Origin of the sequence: Paenibacillus validus NBRC 15382, assembly GCF_004000985.1 — a bacterium.
Classification (GTDB): domain Bacteria; phylum Bacillota; class Bacilli; order Paenibacillales; family NBRC-103111; genus Paenibacillus_G; species Paenibacillus_G validus.
In genome coordinates this window covers 1-17704 of sequence record NZ_BIMH01000038.1, presented here as the reverse complement: position 1 = coordinate 17704, position 17704 = coordinate 1, and the positions used below count along the sequence as shown (strand labels likewise).

Here is a 17704-nt window from a genome sequence, read left to right as displayed (position 1 = left end):
TCCATACGCATTTTTTGTGAATTTGGGCGTTTTCAGGATGTTTTCATAGCTTATTCAAGGTTTCTGCACCGTTTCCTTCTCGCGAATCACTTTCAGAGCGAATTTCGGCAGAACAAGCATCCTTTTGTACCGCCACGGCTCCTGCAGTAAGCGATAAAACCATTCGAGGCGCAGCTTTTGGAAGAAGACCGGCGCCCGCTTCAGCTTCCCGGACAAGACGTCAAAGCTTCCGCCGACGCCCATAATGACCGGAACGCCCAACGCTTCTTTGTGCTGCGCGATCCATGGCTCCTGTTTATCCGCCGAACGTCCGACGAGCAGGATGTCGGGAGAGAGCGCCCGAATCGCCTCGATAACGCGGCTGTCCTCTTTTTCACCAAAATACCCGTCCCTGAAGCCTACCAACTGCAGAGCCGGATACAACTGCTTCAAACGATTGGCCGCCGCCTCGATAATATCCGGAGAAGCCCCGACCATATATACTTTCCAGCCGCGGGTTTCGCCTAATTTCATGAGCTCATGCATCAGGTCGTAACCCGCCACGCGCTCAGCCACCGGATTGCCCACATACCCTGCGGCCCATACAACGCCCGCTCCGTCCGGAACGACAAGCTCGGCTTGCTTCATCATCGTCATATAACGCGGGTCTTCCAGTGCGGTCATGACCATGATCGGATTCGCGGTAATAATTTGATGCGGCTTGCCCGTCTCAATGATCTTCGTTAAGTAGGCGACCGTTTCCTTCATATTCATCTTAGAGATCGGCACGCCGAATATGGTCACTTTGGGAAAACTCATACGTTCCCACGTCCTTTCGCATAAAATGCAGCGATTCGTTCAGCCGGACGTTGGGCTTCTTGTTTCAAGCGCTCGATCGCTGGCTGCTTCTCCCGCCGCCAGGCCTCGCGCTCAGATAAAAGGCGAAGCATCTCCGCGGCTAAAGCGTCCGCGTTCGGTTGTTTCGTATTCGCGGCCGATTTCATACCGAGTCGATTCAGGAACTGATCGATCTTCGGATCGTAGGACAGCCCGACCATCGGGACGGACCGGCCTGCCGCATAAATCAAGGCGTGCAGCCTCATACCGAGAAGTATGTCGCAGGAGGCCACTTCCGCCAGCATATCCTGCGGATGCGTGACATTCCGGACAACCGAAATCCGGTGTTTATAGATTTCCCCTAGAAGGTCTTGCACATACAAGGAGGCTTGTTCGTCCGCCGGCAGATGGAACGGCAGAAAACGAATGCTGGCCCCGCTTCGCTCCAACACCGTTCTAAGCGCATCCGCTGCCGCGTGCAGCTCGGATCGGTCTTCGTTCCAGAATCGGACGGAAACGCCAATTACAGGATTCGCAGCGAGCGACCTGGTTTCAGTCGGTTGCCCGCCGCCGCGAAGCGACAGCCCCATAACCGGATCCGGTACGACATCGACGCTGGACGCGCTAATTCCCATCCGGCCAAGCAGTGCTTTGGACTCCTCATCCCGCACGGTGATCGCCTCGGAACGCCGGAAAGCGGAACGAATCCAGCCATAGAACAGCTTGCGGTGAACCGGTCCGATGCCTTGCGCGTAAATAAACACAGGTTTGCCCAGCCACTGGGCCAGTCGGATAACGGCGATATAGTAAGGGATCGTCTTCGGACTCGTTTCATCCTGCAGCAAGCTTCCGCCGCCGCTAATGAGTCCATCGGCGCTGCGCAAAGCCCCCCAGACGTCACGAATCCTCATACGGTGGACGGCTTCCACGCCGTATGTGTTCGAGGTCCATTCTGGATTGACGGACAAAACGACAGGGGTCAGGCGCACACCCTGTCGTTCTCCTTGTTCCTGCAAAGCAAGCAAAATCGATTGAAGCACCGCTTCGTCGCCACTGTTGTTAAATCCGTAGTAGCCGGATATTACGATTCGTTTAACCGGGGTACCCAACGACGCCAACTCCTTACAACAATCTCCCAAACCGCGATCAGAACGAGCCCGATCAAGGTGCCGAACGCAAGCCCGTATACGACACGGATGGAGGAAATGACAAGCGGTGTATGCAGATGCGCGAACGTATCGACGATCGACGCTTGTCCGATGACTCCGATCATGATCAGAATCAACGCGTTCCTGTATTTATAGCTTAAATAAGCGCCTAATAAGAAGAGCGGATGCGCGATCAGGAATTCCTTGGTACGCGGACGCACGCCCAGCGTGTTCTCCAGGAACGAGCGGAAGTATCGCTCGAAGGCCGACGCCTGGCCTTCATTCCCGGTCCGGGATAAGTAATAAAATCCGGCCGCAGCCACCAGCGCGGCGGCGATGATCCACAGCACGCTGATATGTTTGGATAACAGTGCCCGAGTCCGCTTGATTCGTTCCCTGTAATTCATCGGTTCCAGGAAGAGCAGCCAGTAAATGCCCACGATAGCGATTGGCGCCAGATGAAGGAGGCTGACTCCGCGGAATTGTTCCAGTACAAGCATATACGTAATTTGGTTAAGCAAGCCGACGATAAACAACAGCCCGATAACCGAGATAAGCGACGAGCGCAGCAGCAGTCCTATCGCAAAACCCAGACGCGACCCTACCGGCTTCTCCCGCCGGCGCCGGGCCGCTTGGAGTGCGAACATGATGGCCAGCGAAGACGCACACGTTCCGGCCCCCAGCGCCAAGGCTTGTGCAAACAAGCTTGAGCTCAGCACGAACAGTCCGGCCGATCCGATCATGCCAAGCACAAATACCGCTAAGGCAATCTCCGGAATAAAATACGATATCGTAAGCGCAATAAGCGCGACCGCTCCAAGCCACAAGAGAAGCTTGGCCACCGTCTGCCAACTCGAGTGGACGAGCTGGAAGCTCTGCGCCGTTCCGAATTTATACCCGGCGGCCTCTATGCGCGGAAGCGCGCCGTCTTCTTGCCTGTCGAGCGCCTGATACATGGCATCCAGAGGATTGACGATCTTGCCTTTCTCAGCACTCTTCACGGCTCGCGCATTTAGAAAGATCATGCGAATGTTGCGATCCTTCACAGCCAGGACCAACCGGTCAGCTACGCCTTGAATCCGTCCGTCCATCTCTTCCGGCGTAATGTTCTCGGTCAGCTTGGTCGAGTCCGTTTCTGTAAAGGAGTGCAGGCGAACGACATTGTGATGAATACGCTTCGCCAGTCCATTAAAGCCCTTTTGCGGCGTCTTCTGCATTTCAATGGCGGCTAAACCGATGCGATGTTTGCGCATCATCTCGCCCATTTTATCCAAATTCACCGTATCTTCCGCACTGACAAAGCCAGGAACCGCATCCCCGTCTACGATAAACCACTTGACGCCGAGCTTCTGAAGCTCGCCCAGCAGCTTGTCCATCGGGTTCGTTTGGAAAGGCCGGCGATTCGACATCCGAACGACTAACGAGAACCCTTGATCTTTCAACTTCTTCATCGTGGTCAAGTCCGGGTCCATCGTTTGCATGAGCGCTTCTTCCATGCCCATCTCAATGATCATGCCCGGTTGATTCTTGTAGCTCCACGGACGAAGCTTCACATTCTGCGCACTGAACGCTTCCGTGATGGTTTGCTGCAGCTGCCCGACCGACTCCTTCTCCGTGAATAAAATGTACGTAAAATTCTCATTCGGAGAAATCGGCGTTTGGGTCAGCGCAGTCGCTTCGTGGGAAGAGAATACTTCGATACGGCGGCCCAGCTTCAGCTCGTTCAATGTCGATTCATACACCGCAAGCGAGCGAACGCCATGCTGCCCAAGAAGCTTCAATTGTTCTTCGATAAACCTGCGGGGATCGGGCTGCGTATCGGATATTTCAAGCAAATCCCGATAGTCGAAGACGACTTCTACATTTCGTCCTGATCCCTGCTCCGTCTGATGTCGTTCATACGCCACGGGAAGGGAGGCCAGCATCCCGAGGATGACCAGCCACCACAAACCTTTCATCGCCAGTTGATTGAATCGCAAATACCTTTCCTTCACGCTGTCAGCTCCCAAATTATATCAATGAAATTGATCGACGCGGGACATTACGGTTTGAACGAGACCTTGAATGGCACTCGCAGCGCCCTCGCCGGAAGTTCCGCGAACGGCGAAATACACTTTAATTTTCGGCTCGGTCCCCGACGGACGCAGGCAAAACCAGGAATCGTCCTCGAGCGTATACTTCAGGACGTTCTCTACCGGCAGCCCGTACAGCCCTTGAGAGAAGTCCTCGACCTTCACGACCTGCAGTCCGTTGAGCTCGACCGGTGCATTCGCGCGCCAATCCTGCATAATCGACTGGATTTTCTCTACGCCGTCTTTACCCTTCAAGGTACGGGACTCCAATTTCTCCAAGAAATAACCGTACTTGCCGTAAAGCTCCTGCAGCACGTCGTATAGCGTCTTTCCTTGACTCTTGTAATAAGCGGCCGCTTCACAAATCAGCATGGACGCGATGACCGCATCCTTATCGCGCGCATACGTACCCGCGAGGTAACCGTAGCTCTCCTCGTAACCGAACAAGAACTGCGCCTCGCCGGTCCGTTCGTATTGCGTCATTTTTTCGCCGATGTACTTGAATCCCGTTAGCGTGTTTACGACTTGGGCACCATAGTTTTGCGCGACAACCGCACCCATCTCGCTCGTCACGATGGTTTTGACGACAACGCCGTTCGCTGGCAGCTCGCCTCGCTCTTGCAGGCTCCGCAGCAGGTAATCGACCATAATCGCACCCGATTGGTTGCCCGATAAGACGAAATATTCGCCTTGCGCGTCCTTCACAACGGCCCCCATCCGGTCGCAGTCCGGGTCCGTGCCGATAATAATATCGGCGTTAATTTTCTTCGCTTCCCGGATGGCCAGCGTGAACGCTTCGCGCTCTTCCGGATTCGGCGATTTCACGGTGGAGAAGTTCGCATCCGGCAGCTCCTGCTTAGACACCACATGCACTTGGCTGAATCCGATGGTGGCCAGCGCCGCACGCACTGACAGGTTGCCCGCCCCATGCAGTGGCGTAAAGACAATGCGGAAATCATCGCTGATCCGCTGCACAAGCTCCGGATTCAGGCTAACCGACGTAACGGCGCGAATATACGCCGCGTCGACGTCGTCGCCGATCCATCGAAGGAGACCTTGTCTTTCCGCTTCCGCTCTGGACAAGCGCAGCACGTCGGCGAAAGATTGAACGCCGCGAATCTCGGCAATCACTTGTTCCGCCTGATCCGGGACGAGCTGTCCTCCGTCGTTGCCGTATACTTTATAGCCGTTATATTCCGGCGGATTGTGGCTGGCCGTAATAACGATCCCGGCGTCGGCCTTCAGGTACCGGACCGCGAACGAAAGCTCCGGCGTCGTACGGAGCGATTCGAACACGTACGCTTTGATCCCGTTGCCGGCCAGCACTTTCGCCGCTTCAAGCGCAAACTCCGGTGATTGATTCCGGGAGTCATAAGCAATCACAACCGAAGGCGCAGCCGCGTCCGACTTCAACAAAAATTGCGCCAACCCCTGCGTAGCCCTGGCGACCGTGTACGCGTTCATCCGGTTCGTTCCCGCACCGATGACACCGCGAAGTCCCCCAGTTCCGAACTCCAGATCGCGATAGAATCGATCTTCGATTTCTTTGGCGTCTTCCGAAATGGAGCGAAGCTCCTCTTTCGTTGCTTGGTCAATCGCTTGATCGTTCAACCACAATTCATACTGTTCCTGTACGCGTGTCTGTGTACTCATGTTCTCCCATCTCCCTCTACCCATGTATTCGATGTATGTAAAGTATGATCGGTCTCAATTTTTATCGGCTAGCGCGAACATGATTTCACCTTCCGCGACCACGCGATCCCCTACCTTTGCGGTTGCCTGCCCTTTGCCTACCGCACCCTTCATTCGGGTAATGACAACCTCCAGCAGCAGCGTGTCCCCCGGTTTCACCTGATCCCGAAAACGGAAGCCGTCCACGCCGGCAAGCAGTCCGATTTTACCTCGGTTCGCTTCGGCTTGCAATAAGGCGACAGCCCCGACTTGAGCGAGCGCTTCCGTAATAAGGACGCCCGGCATGACCGGATATCCCGGGAAATGACCTTGAAAGAACGGTTCGTTGATCGTGACGTTCTTAAGACCGACAGCTCGAACTCCGGCTTCGACCTCCAAAATTCGATCTACCAATAGGAACGGGTACCGATGGGGAATAATAGCTTGCACTTGTTCGGCGTTCAACATGATGATGCTCCTTCCATAGCGATTTTCGGTTCATTCGGATAATAATTCGAGGTTCGACATACCCTAACGGATGTCCCCTTCATGATCTGCAGTAATGAAGGTTGATATAAGGGAGCTTATGTTAAGGTTTACGGCGCAAGCAGCAAACCCGTACATAAGCTCTTTATATTGAAAAGCAGCGATGTCATGAGCTGACGCTTCGTTTATTTAACAAGTTGAACTGCAGGATGTAGATGATCGAGGTTACGAGTGAAACGACGATCACAAACCACAAATAGGCTTGCGCATACGGCAGCTCAAAGACAATCATCAGGATGGCCAAGTAGTACAATACCGTCGTCAGCTTACCCATTGCGTTCGCCGGCACCGTCTTCTTCCCGCGGAAGTGAGAGACGGCCGATCCAATGATCATACCCGCATCCCGTAAAAACATCGCCAACGCCGCCTCCCATGAAATCATATGGGACAGAACGAGCGATAAAATCACCGCAATCAGCATCGCCTTGTCGGCCAGCGGATCGAGCATGCTCCCGATAGATGTTACGAGGTTGTTCTTCCGGGCGATATACCCGTCCAATACATCGGTCAAACCGGCGGCGAGCAGCACAAAAAAAGCGCTTTTGACGAATCCAGCCTCAAATACAAACCAATAAACGGGAATCAGCAGAAAGCGGGATAGCGTCAAAACATTGGGCAAATTCCACACAACACTCGTTCCCCCTATGAGCAATCAGGCCTTGGTGTTCCCATTCCATTCATTATACCTTTATCACCTAAAAAATAAAACTCCCATATCGGGAGTCTTCGTAATCATCACGCCGTTTTATGTACTAGCAAAAATCAGGTCGAACAAATGACGCCAGGTGGCCAAATCAAACACTTCGCTCATTGGCTGCTTGCCTATATACACATACCCTATCGAAAGTCCTATGAAAAGCGTCACCACGCATACGATCGGTATCCAAGTCCATCGGATGAGGCCGATGACTATTTTTTTCCATCGTTTCGTGGGGGGCGTCGCCTTTTGTCGGTTATCGCTCAAGCGCCCTACCTCACTTTACGTATGGCCCTTATACGCGCAAATTGTTGGCCAGATTCGTCATTTGATCCGCTGAGGTCACCGCGCGAGAATTCAAGGTGAAGGTGCGCTGAATCGTCAGCAGCTCGGTCATTTCGTCCGCTAACCGGACATTGGATTGCTCAATAAATCCTTGCCGTACCGTGATCGGGTCGATGTTGTTGTTATCTGCGGTGACCGTCTGTAAAATTTCTTCCCGCTGCTGAGGCGTGATGTCGGCCGCTAAGCCATACAGGTTATCGCCGACTTGCTGAAGCAGCTGCGGGCGAACGACGCGAACCGTCTTGATCTGTCCTATCTCGATCGGCATAGCGGTCTTGTCCACTTCGTTATAAGCCAAGACTACGCCATTCGGCTGAACGTCTATGCGGTGGCTGTTCGGCACCCGAATCGGGTTATTATCCGCGCCGACGATGTAATGCCCGTCTTTGGTCGTCAAGTAACCGTCCGGATCTTCAGGATCGATCGAAGGCGAAATTTCGAATGCCCCATTGCGCGTCCAATGCGTCGTGGTCACCGGGACGTTATTCGTATCGAGCGTCACCTCGGCGATCTCAAACAAGCCATTGCCTTCGATCGCCAAATCCAGCGGGTTGTCCGTCGCCTGCAGCGAGCCCTGCTCCATGTTCACATGCGCTTCAACCAGCTTGCTCCCCCAGCCTTGATTATAGCCGAGCGGCGTCAAACGGCCTTCCTTCTGGAAGCTGCCGGGCTGCTGCTTCACGCTAGTAAGCACGTCCTGAAAGGACGCTTCTTTGCGCTTATAGCCTGTCGTATTTACGTTGGCGATGTTGTTGGCGATCAAGTCGAGCTTTTGCTGAATCGAACGCATACTAACAGATGAATTAATCATCGAGTTGTTCATGTGTGATCCTCCTGAATCGTATCAAGCGTCAGGCCCGGCTCCAACCGGAAGCGGAGGTCCAGCGGATCCTAGATTCGCCCGATCTCGTTAACCGCTTTTTCCATGCTTTTATCATAAAATTGGACCATCTTCTGGTTCGCTTCATACGCCCGCAATGCCGACATCATGTCGATCATGGACTGACCGGCGTCGACGTTAGAACGCTCCACGTACCCTTGCCGCACTTCGACCTGGTCGGCGGCATCTATCGGGCGGAACCCGCCTTCATCGGGATTGCTTAACCGATACAGACCGTTCCCTTCGCGAACCAGTTCATTCGGATTCTCGATACGCATAATCATCATCGCCATCGGGTCTCCGTTCTCCCCGGCAATGGGTTGTCCGTCGACGTTCGTAAATATGCCCGTTTGCGTGACGCGAAAGTTCGTGATCGGGGTCCGGGTCCCCGGCTCTACCAGCACGATAGGCTGACCGTCGCGGCCAAGCACCCGATGACCCTCGGAATCGATCATTTGCCCGTTCGCATCCAGCGAGAACTTCCCGTTCAGCGAGTACCGTTCCTCTCCCTCGGCATTCAGAATCGTGAAGAACGCCTGCGGTTGAATGATGCGTTGTCCGTTCTCATCGACATATTTACCCGAGCTGTCGAACGTGGCCCCGGGCACTACAATGTTCGAAACAAGCGCAAAATCGAACGGATTATTCGTCTCCTGCACATCCCCTTGCGCATGAAGAGAGACGTTCTCTTCAGCCATGACGCCGGTGTTGATCCGGCCGACCGTAGCTGAACCGGGCTCGTCCTTACCGCTGCGCACCCGAGCAATAAGCAGCTCGGGGAAAGAGCGGTTGATACCTGTCCCACCCTTAAAGCCTGGCGTATTGATATTGGCGATGTTGTTCGTCACGATATCATGCTTGCGCTGCTGGGCGATCATGCCGGAAGCAGCGGTATACAAGCCTCTTAACATCGGGGTCCGTACCTCCCTAGAATTTACGCTTGGTTACTTTATCCAGGTTGTCGAGCATGATGCCTGTCCCTTTGACGACGCAGTGCATCGGGTCTTCGGCAATCAGAACCGGGACCTTGAGCTCGTCCGCCAGCAATTGATCGATACCATGCAGCATGGCCCCGCCGCCGGTTAAGATGACGCCACGGTCGATGATGTCCGCCGACAGCTCCGGCGGCGTCCGTTCCAATACGGTCTTCGCAGCCGTTACGATAGAGGATACCGGTTCCCACAACGCCTCCTGGATTTCCTTCGAGTCGATGGTAATGGTCAACGGCAGCCCGCTTACCATATCCCGCCCGCGAATATCCATCTCTTCCCGTTTGCCGTCCGGATGTACCGTTCCAACCTTAATCTTGATATCCTCGCTTGTCCGTTCACCGATCAGGAGCTTGTACTTGCTTTTAATATATTTCATGATGGAAGAGTCGAACTTGTCCCCCGCGATCTTGATGGAGGAGGAGGTGACGATGTCGCCCATAGACAACACGGCGACGTCCGTAGTCCCTCCCCCGATATCGACGACCATGTTGCCGCTCGGCTGAAAAATATCCATGCCGGCGCCGATCGCCGCAGCCTTGGGTTCTTCCTCCAGAAAAACCTCCCGCGCCCCGCTCCGCTCGGCAGCTTCCCGTATGGCCTTCTGCTCGACGGACGTAATGTTCGTCGGGGCGCAGATCAGAATGCGGGGATGGCTGTACCACTTTCTTCCGCCAACTTTTTGAATGAAGTACTTCAACATCATTTCCGTTATTTCGAAATCGGCGATAACACCGTCTCTCAACGGACGAATGGCGACGATGTTACCCGGCGTCCGCCCCACCATGCGGCGGGCCTCTTCGCCGACGGCGAGCACCCGTTTTGTCTCGCTTTCAATCGCGACAACGGACGGTTCATCCAGGACCACGCCCCGACCTTTCACATGAATCAGGACGTTAGCGGTCCCCAGATCTATGCCGATATCCTTACTTAACATTCCAATCTTATCCTCCCTAACCAACCGTCCATCCTTCATTAATAGAAGCGGCACTACGAATGATATACGTTTCCTATTAATTTCGACGTTAAATCGGAAATTCCTCTTTTTTGCAAATGGTTTTTCGACAAATCTCGCTTCACGGGCGGGCTGGTTCGGGAGAGAGGACAGTGACTCGGCTTCGCCCGTACAGCGGTTTCCCACCTCGGCGCGTCGCGCCGGGAGCGTTTACTTTACCGTCACAAGCTTATCTTGCGATTTCGGGCTGCGCGTTTTGCGATACTTGATTTTCGTCGCTTCTCCCCCGCGCAGGTGACGGATCGACTTGTGGTACTCCAGAATGTGCTTGACCTGATTGGCAAGCTCCGGATTGATTTCCGGCAGACGCTCCGTGAGATCCTTGTGCACCGTGCTCTTGGAAACACCGAACTCCTTGGCTATTGTGCGAACCGTATGCTTGGTTTCCACCAGGCAACGGCCGATCTTAATGGTTCGCTCCTTGATGTAATCGTGCACTCCCCTCGCCTCCCTACTCGAGTTAGTTTGGTACATTATATGAGGGGTGTTCGCTTATATTCTTTGTTTCACGGTTGTGACAAGCTTAGAATGTACAATTATTTTCAAGGACGAGCCGGCGAAGCCCCCGGACAAGCGTTCCGAAAAAAAAAAGCAGGGGGTTCAAGTCCCCCTGCATTCCTTATGGTTGAACGATATGCTGCTCCGGATTCAAGGCCGGACCGCCTTGACCTTGGCGAAGCTCAAAGTGAAGATGTACGCCTTGCTCTTTCTCAAGTTCGTTGCGTCCCGCCATCGCGATGACATCGCCTTTCTTCACTTCCGTGTCTTTCGCGACCTTCACGTCCGCCAGGCTTTGGTACACCGATACGAGACCGTTGCTGTGCGTAATCTCAATGAGGTTGCCGACGATCGGATCTTTCTGCACCGCGGTTACCTTGCCGCTCATCACGGCCATGACGTCAAACGCTGTGTTGTCATGTTTGGCAAAATCCATTCCCATGTGCGGAGTGAACGTATCGCCGTATTCCACCATCGCCGCTTGTCTCACTTCGTTCGAAGCTTTGTTGTCGAAGAACGGGAGAATCACTTCCAGCTCATTGCGGTCTTTAAACGGCCATTGCAACGTTTCCTGCTTTGCGGATGTAGCGACAGCGTCAGAACCGGATACGTTATCCGTAACGGTCCCGGTCTTTGCGGGGTCAGTCCCTACCGTGGTGTCGGAGTTAAACGTGCCCGCACCCTGGTACACCCACATTAACGTTAAGATGATTGCCGCTGCTGCCATGTACGTTGCTGGAAACACCCACTTTTTGCCGAGCAATCTTTTCCAGGATGAGGTATTGCCGCCTTGCGCTCCTTCGATAGTTTTAGGAGCTTCTTGTTTTTGTACATCTTTCTTTTGATCATTCATCTATTATCACCTCGCTAACCAGTCTTGCCGGATTTGCGAGATTTATACGCGGCTAAACCTAGCTTTTTACAAACTTTTTCCTTTCAATAAGGTAGAGGCCTTGCCGAAGTCGATGCCGGTATAGAAATACTTCACGATCTCCTCCGCTTTCCGCCCTTCTCGCGCCATGCCGTTGGCGCCCCACTGGCTCATGCCGACCCCGTGACCGTAACCGAACGTAACAAATGTCCATGTCCCGTTCGCATAGCTCCATTGGAACTGGCTGGAGTTCAAGCCTAGTTTCTCGCGAAACTCGCGGCCAGTGAAAGATTTGCCGCCCACAGTCAGGCGCTTGATCCGATGACCAGCGCTACGCTCCATCACTTTCAGCCCTGTCTTCGCGCCGGCGGTTACCGGTACGGCTGCCGGGAGTCCCAGCTTGCGCTGCAGCTCGCGGGCCGTGAACGTCACGGTTTCCTTGTAGCGCGGCGATAGCTGCGCATCCCAAGGACTCGCCACGCTGCGCAAGTAAGGCAATTTCAAGTTCCAATAATCCTCCGAGTTTTCCGTGTACCCGTTGCTGGTAGAGAAGAAGCTCGCATCGATCGGCTGGCCCTCATACGTAAGCACGATATCCTTCGTCTCCTCGACCGACCGCCTCAGCTTGGCCATATTCGTCGCATATAGCTCCGGCTCCCATCGGCGCCTTAGCTCCTCGTCGTTTACATAGGCCTGATGCGCCGTCGTATCGGTAACCACCGCCTCCGAGCCGGGGACCTCGATCCTGTCTCCGCTCAACACCCTGCGGACGATATACGTGCGCGCAGCCATCGCCTGCGCCTTCAGCGCTTCCAGCTCGAACTCGACAGGCATCTCGGCGGCAACAACTCCAAGCACGTAAGTTTCCAGCGCGATGCGATCGGTCATTTGTTTGCCGCTGACGTAGACGGGAATCCGCATCGAGGCCGCTTCTTCAGCTGAGGGCGGGCTCCCTTCATGGCGGACCGCTTGGGACGATTCATGCTTTCCCCCGGGCGTATGTACAAACAGCCAAGGAACGATCACGATGACAGATAAAAACCCTGCCAACCACAAAGCGAACCAGCGGGCCCATTTCGACTGCGTGCGTGAAAGCTTGTACTTCATCATCGGCTCGCGCTCCTCCGTCCTCTGTTGCATCTTAAACCGTGCTGCAGGTATTTTCAGTTTATGAGGCCAAAAGATAGAATAGAACCCGAAAGAAAGAGACGCCTCCGCACATGCGAATTGAAAGATTCAAGGCCGGAAAGCTGCCGGCACAGCGCCCCCAGACACAGCAAAAAACCGATTCTTCTTGAAAGAATCGGTTCACACGTCAGTCATGAATATAGGTCAAGCCAAAGTCGGCTGCACCACAAACAACGGCAGGGTATCAGGCTCCCTTTGCTTTTCCGTTTCCGGCAATTCGATAGGCATCCGTTTAATATCCGCCCCGAGCCGGGAGAGCTTCTCCGCAATCTCGACATACCCGCGGTCGATATGGTGAATGCCTGTAATCTCGGTATCGCCTTCGGCGGCCAGCGCCGCCAGTATCAATGCCGCTCCGGCGCGCAGGTCGGTGGCGCATACTTTCGCGCCCTGCAGTTTCACACCGCCGCTAACGACGGCAGTCCGGCCCTCTACCTTAATCTGCGCGTTCATGTTCGTCATCTGCTCCACGTGCATGAAGCGGTTTTCGAACACCGTTTCCGTTACGAGGCTGGTACCGTCTGCGGTTAACAATAGCGCCATCATTTGCGACTGCATGTCGGTCGGGAATCCCGGGTACGGCAGCGTCTTCACGTCCACTGCACGAAGCGGCCGATCGGTGGTGTACACGCGCAGCCCGTTCTCGTCTTCATCGATTTGAACGCCCATTTCCTGCATCTTGGAGATAACCGGGCGCAGATGATCGCCAATCGCGCCTTCAATGTATAAGTCGCTGTTCGTGATTGCGGCAGCAATCATATATGTACCTGCTTCGATCCGATCCGGAATGACCGTATGAACAGCACCTCTCAGCCGTTCAACGCCGTCGATGCGAATGGTTCCCGTTCCGGCTCCCCGAATCGTGGCCCCCATGGCGTTCAAATAATTGGCGAGGTCTACAATTTCAGGCTCCTTGGCCGCATTCTCGATCAGCGTCGTGCCTTCGGCAAGCGTGGCCGCCATCATGATGTTCTCGGTCGCCCCAACGCTCGCAACGTCCAAGTAAATTTTGGCGCCCTTCAGTCTGCCGTTAATCCGCGCTTCAATGTACCCTTGGCCGAGCTCGATCTCCGCACCCATGGCCTCGAATCCTTTCAGATGCTGATCGATCGGCCTGGTTCCGATCGCGCAGCCGCCGGGCAGCGAAATTCTTGCTTGGCCCATCCGCGCCAGCAGCGGCCCCATGACGAGGAAGGAAGCACGCATTTTACGCACCAGTTCATATGAAGCTTCACACGTTTGAAGACGGACGGCATTGATGCGAATGGATTCCTGTTTATATTCAACTTCAACGCCCAAACTCTCAAGCACCTTATTGATCACCAAGACGTCATCCAAAGGAGGCGCATCATGGATGACACTCTCCCCTTCCATTCCCAGTAAAGAGGCTGCGATAATCGGCAGCACGGCATTCTTGGCGCCGTGAATTCGCACTCTGCCTGATAATTTCTTGCCGCCGCGGACGATAATTTTGCTCATCTGGATCCCCCTCCGCGTATCATTGTACGTTTTCGTTTATCGATCACGATAGCATTCGTGACGAAGGTTGATTTTAATACGGTTGTACTATCCATTGTTGACAAGATTCTCCTTGGTTATTCGAATACCCGGGATTTCAAAAGATTCCGGAGAACCACGTCGACCAGGCCAAGTAATCGATCACGAACTGCGCAACCTGATAACCGAGCGCGACGGAGAGCAAAATTTGCAGCAATTTGGCCTGCATGCTTCGAGGCCGCTTAAACAAGCTATCAAGCTTCAATTCCTGCAGTGACCACCAGGAAACGCCGATTAACACAAGCACAAGCACAATATTCAGCATGCCCTTCATACCGATGGAGGCGTTCATTTGATCTACATAGTCCATTGGAAATCCACGCTCGCTTTCTCGTTCTCTTCACCATCCCGTATTTGCTTCATCGGTTGACAGTGAGTCTCTACTTGCATGTTTACCCCGGAGCTTGCAGGATTAATCGGTCTTTGGAACCACATGTTAACCGGGCCGTCCCGCTCTTACGGCAATGCCCCTGCAAGCAACTGAACGAATTCGGCTCGCGTCGCTTGTTGATCGGGCCGGAATGTACCGTCGTCGTAGCCGCCGACCAGACCTTCCGCCTTCATCTGCTTCAACAGACCTGCGCCCCAATAATTTTCTTCGATATCGGAAAAAGGCGCCTGTCCCCGGAGCTTGCCGCTCTTGTTCAGGCTGCGCGCAAGCATCGCCGTCATCTCCATCCGGGTAACGGGTTGATCCGGCCCGAACGTACGGTCGGGGTAGCCTTCGATCACGCCGGCCTGCGCCGCTTGGGCGATATAAGTGTAAGCCCAATGCGTGCTGCTTAAGTCCGAATACGCAATGCTCCGCAGTTTATTCAGTTGAAACGCGCGTGACAGCACGGCCGTCGCTTCCGCTCGTGTAATCGGGCGATCCGGTTGAAACGTGTAATTATCATAACCGTTAATGATTTGGCGGTTTGTTAATCGGACAATCGCCTCTTGCCCCCAATGTCCGCGAATATCGCTATACCCGCCAGTGAGCGGCTTGCTATCGACCAGCAGCTGATACATCCGATTGTCGAACGGTTGATTCGAAGTGAGCTTCACGTAGTAAGTGCCGGGATCAAAGCGCCCGGATAATTTCTGGTTATCCGCAAAGTCGTTCATCGAGCCGGCCATTGATTTCAACGTACCGTCGAATAAAGTCATGTAGATTTGGACCTGCGACGGAATTTCGCTGACGACGATCTGCACATAGCTGTCCTCTTCGATGCGGAACTGATACCAATCGATATCGTTCGATTTATCGAGCAAGCCGTTGTATGGCATACCGAGCGAAACAGCCGTCGCCTGATAGGAACGGTTATTCGGCTCATTCGGATCGATCAGCTTCGCGTTGTACTCGATTTTCAGCGTATACTCGCCTACGATCGGATTTTCGTATTCCTTCACGTTCGTTACGCGGATATAGTAGCTGCCCGGGAACACCTCCGACAATTCGTAGCTTTCCGTCACGCCGTCGTCGCCCGAATCTACCGTCACCGACCTCTCGCCTTGTCTCTGCACCAATAAGACCGGGTCGATCCGCGCCGTATCGGTCGACAACGTCACTCGAATAGAGCCGGACTGCTCGACCGGAATTTCAAACCAATCGGCATCGTGGTACTGATGGAACGTGCCTTTGATCGTTTGACTTCGGGCCGGGAGCACATAGGCTTTATACTGTTTATCGTTATCTTCAAAAGGATCGCGGTACGTTTCGAAGGAAGTGGTCCATTGGTACGGAACCATGGAACTGAAGCTGCGATCTTTCAATTGAAGCTGTATGTAACTGCGTCCTTTCGTCACCTTAAAAGGAACGGTCTGTCCGTTCTGCGCCGACTTGCTCGTAAGGACGCCGGAAGCGTCCGTGTGCTGGATGTTAACCGTCTGCCCCGGATCGATATCAAAGGTAACATTAACCGTCCCGTCATAGGGCGCGTCCATATAATACCAATCGGTATCCGATCCTCCGGCGAAGGCGGCAGCCGTCTTTTTGCTGATAGAGATCGATTTCGCCTGATCCTTGCGTTGATTCGGTTCGTACATGTCGAGGGAAAATGGTTCGGTCAACAACCGATCGACGCGCAAACTGCCGTACCCGGTCGAGGAATCCCACCCGCTGGCGTCCAAATCATCGGCGGTTTGACGAATCCACTGCCGAATTTGGTAAGCCTTCATCTCCGGATTCCGCCCCCAGATAAGCGCTGCCGCTGCCGCCACCTGCGGCGCAGCCATGGAGGTGCCGTCTTTGTTCTCATAAGAGCCGCCGAGCCCCGTCGTAAATACGTTCCACGGCGCCACAACGTCGATTTCGAGACCGGTATTCGATCGGGGGTCGATCTGTCCGTTCTCGGTCACTCCCCCTACGGCGAGCACTGTCGGATAAGCAGCCGGATATTTAACCCGGTTACCTTCGTTTCCGGTTGCGGCTACCAGCAGCACATCCCGCTCCTCCGCATACTTGACGATATCGCTTAAATAAGCCGAATATTTATTCAGCCCTAAGGAAAGCACGACGATTTTGGCCCCGTGATCAACGGCATAGCGGATTCCTTCACCCAGCTTCTGCTCGTCTCCCGAGCCATCCGCCTCGAGCGCCTTAATCGGCATCATGCGGGTTTTCCACAGCATGCCTGCGACTCCGCGGTCGTTATTGCCGACTGCGCCGATAATACCGGCGACGTTCGTCCCATGCCCGTTGTCGTCTTCCGGCGGCAGCGACGGCTGAATCAGATTGACGCCTTTTACCAGGTTCGGCTTCAGATCCGGGTGCGACAACTGGACGCCTGTATCGACGATGGCAATCGTCATGCCTGTATTTTCTTGCGTTACGTCCCAGGCTTCGCTCATATGAATTTGCTGCAGGTTCGATTGCTTCGTCAAGAACGGGTCGTCCGCTTGAGCGGCAAAAACCGTCCCGATGCACGTCAGGAAAATCGCAAGGCCTGTGAACGATGCGATCATGGTTTGTTTGAACGTTTTGGGGTTCATCGTCATCAAAATCCTTTGTACTGATTTTCACCTGCCACACTTCATTATCCCATTCTAAGCGTTATGGCTAGAGGGTGCAACTGGATATTTTTTTCGCGTGTTCCTCAGATGCGTGGCCGGTTGTCCGTTCGAGTTTACATATGAATTTACCGGGGCCGTTCCTTCATACGCTAGCTATGCAATCCATAAATTCATATGAATGAGAGTGATGCAGATGGCGGTGTCCTTTTGTTCGCATTGTAATGAAAAGCTGCAAGAAGGTTCTCTGGTCTGCAAGTACTGCGGAGCTCTGGCAAACGAAGCGGCAGAAGCTTCTCGGCCCCACAGCGATGATACGACAACATCCCGCAAAGGCAGGTACGTGTACATTCTCCTCATCGCGATCGTCATCCTCGTCCTACTCTTCTTCCTATACAGCTAACCGATTTGGGGCAGCCT

At 54.0% G+C, this 17704-nt stretch carries 17 protein-coding genes; 1 reads left to right on the top strand and 16 read right to left on the bottom strand.

The window, feature by feature from the left end; translation table 11 throughout:
* Positions 1–54 precede the first annotated feature (54 nt).
* The 16 genes from PVA01S_RS19930 to PVA01S_RS19855 form a co-directional block, all read right to left on the bottom strand.
* Positions 55–798 (bottom strand): WecB/TagA/CpsF family glycosyltransferase, encoded by a 744-nt coding sequence (locus tag PVA01S_RS19930; RefSeq protein WP_127609039.1) that lies wholly within the window; start codon positions 796–798, stop codon positions 55–57.
* The gene (gene csaB / locus PVA01S_RS19925) at positions 795–1925 is read right to left on the bottom strand and encodes a polysaccharide pyruvyl transferase CsaB (RefSeq protein WP_127609038.1); all 1131 of its coding nucleotides are present in this window, start codon (positions 1923–1925) and stop codon (positions 795–797) included. The genes PVA01S_RS19930 and csaB overlap by 4 nt, the downstream gene beginning before the upstream one ends.
* Entirely contained in the window at positions 1898–3958 is a 2061-nt protein-coding gene (locus PVA01S_RS19920; RefSeq protein ID WP_054796285.1) for a DUF5693 family protein, read from the bottom strand. Before PVA01S_RS19920 ends, csaB begins: the two co-directional genes overlap by 28 nt.
* A 21-nt stretch (positions 3959–3979) precedes the next feature.
* On the bottom strand, positions 3980–5689 hold the full coding sequence (locus PVA01S_RS19915) for a phospho-sugar mutase (RefSeq protein ID WP_127609037.1): 1710 nt from the start codon (positions 5687–5689) through the stop codon (positions 3980–3982).
* A 54-nt stretch (positions 5690–5743) separates the two neighbouring features.
* Positions 5744–6175, bottom strand: a complete 432-nt coding sequence (gene fabZ, locus PVA01S_RS19910; RefSeq protein WP_054796284.1) for a 3-hydroxyacyl-ACP dehydratase FabZ — start codon at positions 6173–6175, stop codon at positions 5744–5746.
* A gap of 184 nt (positions 6176–6359) precedes the next feature.
* Positions 6360–6881: a CDP-alcohol phosphatidyltransferase family protein gene (locus tag PVA01S_RS19905; protein ID WP_127609036.1), complete on the bottom strand. Its 522-nt coding sequence runs from the start codon at positions 6879–6881 to the stop codon at positions 6360–6362.
* Positions 6882–6998: 117 nt separating this feature from the next.
* On the bottom strand, positions 6999–7118 hold the full coding sequence (locus PVA01S_RS27765) for a DNA-directed RNA polymerase subunit beta (RefSeq protein ID WP_372813690.1): 120 nt from the start codon (positions 7116–7118) through the stop codon (positions 6999–7001).
* A 127-nt stretch (positions 7119–7245) separates the two neighbouring features.
* The gene (locus PVA01S_RS19895) at positions 7246–8118 is read right to left on the bottom strand and encodes a flagellar hook-basal body protein (RefSeq protein WP_127609034.1); all 873 of its coding nucleotides are present in this window, start codon (positions 8116–8118) and stop codon (positions 7246–7248) included.
* 68 nt (positions 8119–8186) lie between these two features.
* Positions 8187–9086, bottom strand: coding sequence for a flagellar hook-basal body protein (locus tag PVA01S_RS19890; protein WP_127609033.1), 900 nt, complete (start codon positions 9084–9086; stop codon positions 8187–8189).
* 16 nt (positions 9087–9102) lie between these two features.
* Positions 9103–10101, bottom strand: coding sequence for a rod shape-determining protein (gene mreB / locus PVA01S_RS19885; protein ID WP_127609032.1), 999 nt, complete (start codon positions 10099–10101; stop codon positions 9103–9105).
* 228 nt (positions 10102–10329) lie between these two features.
* Positions 10330–10617, bottom strand: coding sequence for a sporulation transcriptional regulator SpoIIID (gene spoIIID, locus PVA01S_RS19880; protein ID WP_054796282.1), 288 nt, complete (start codon positions 10615–10617; stop codon positions 10330–10332).
* Between the two features lie 181 nt (positions 10618–10798).
* On the bottom strand, positions 10799–11530 hold the full coding sequence (locus PVA01S_RS19875) for a M23 family metallopeptidase (RefSeq protein ID WP_127609031.1): 732 nt from the start codon (positions 11528–11530) through the stop codon (positions 10799–10801).
* Positions 11531–11596: 66 nt separating this feature from the next.
* Positions 11597–12658 carry a stage II sporulation protein D gene (gene spoIID / locus PVA01S_RS19870; protein ID WP_127609030.1) on the bottom strand — a complete coding sequence of 354 codons (1062 nt, stop codon included), beginning with the start codon at positions 12656–12658 and terminating at the stop codon, positions 11597–11599.
* Between the two features lie 222 nt (positions 12659–12880).
* Positions 12881–14215, bottom strand: coding sequence for a UDP-N-acetylglucosamine 1-carboxyvinyltransferase (murA, locus tag PVA01S_RS19865; protein ID WP_127609029.1), 1335 nt, complete (start codon positions 14213–14215; stop codon positions 12881–12883).
* A gap of 136 nt (positions 14216–14351) precedes the next feature.
* Positions 14352–14603 (bottom strand): DUF1146 family protein, encoded by a 252-nt coding sequence (locus PVA01S_RS19860; RefSeq protein ID WP_054796281.1) that lies wholly within the window; start codon positions 14601–14603, stop codon positions 14352–14354.
* 146 nt (positions 14604–14749) lie between these two features.
* Positions 14750–17266, bottom strand: a complete 2517-nt coding sequence (locus tag PVA01S_RS19855; protein ID WP_127609028.1) for a S8 family peptidase — start codon at positions 17264–17266, stop codon at positions 14750–14752.
* Between the two features lie 199 nt (positions 17267–17465).
* Between PVA01S_RS19855 and PVA01S_RS27760 the strand changes: the two genes are divergently transcribed.
* Entirely contained in the window at positions 17466–17687 is a 222-nt protein-coding gene (locus PVA01S_RS27760; protein WP_372813644.1) for a zinc-ribbon domain-containing protein, read from the top strand.
* Positions 17688–17704 lie beyond the last annotated feature (17 nt).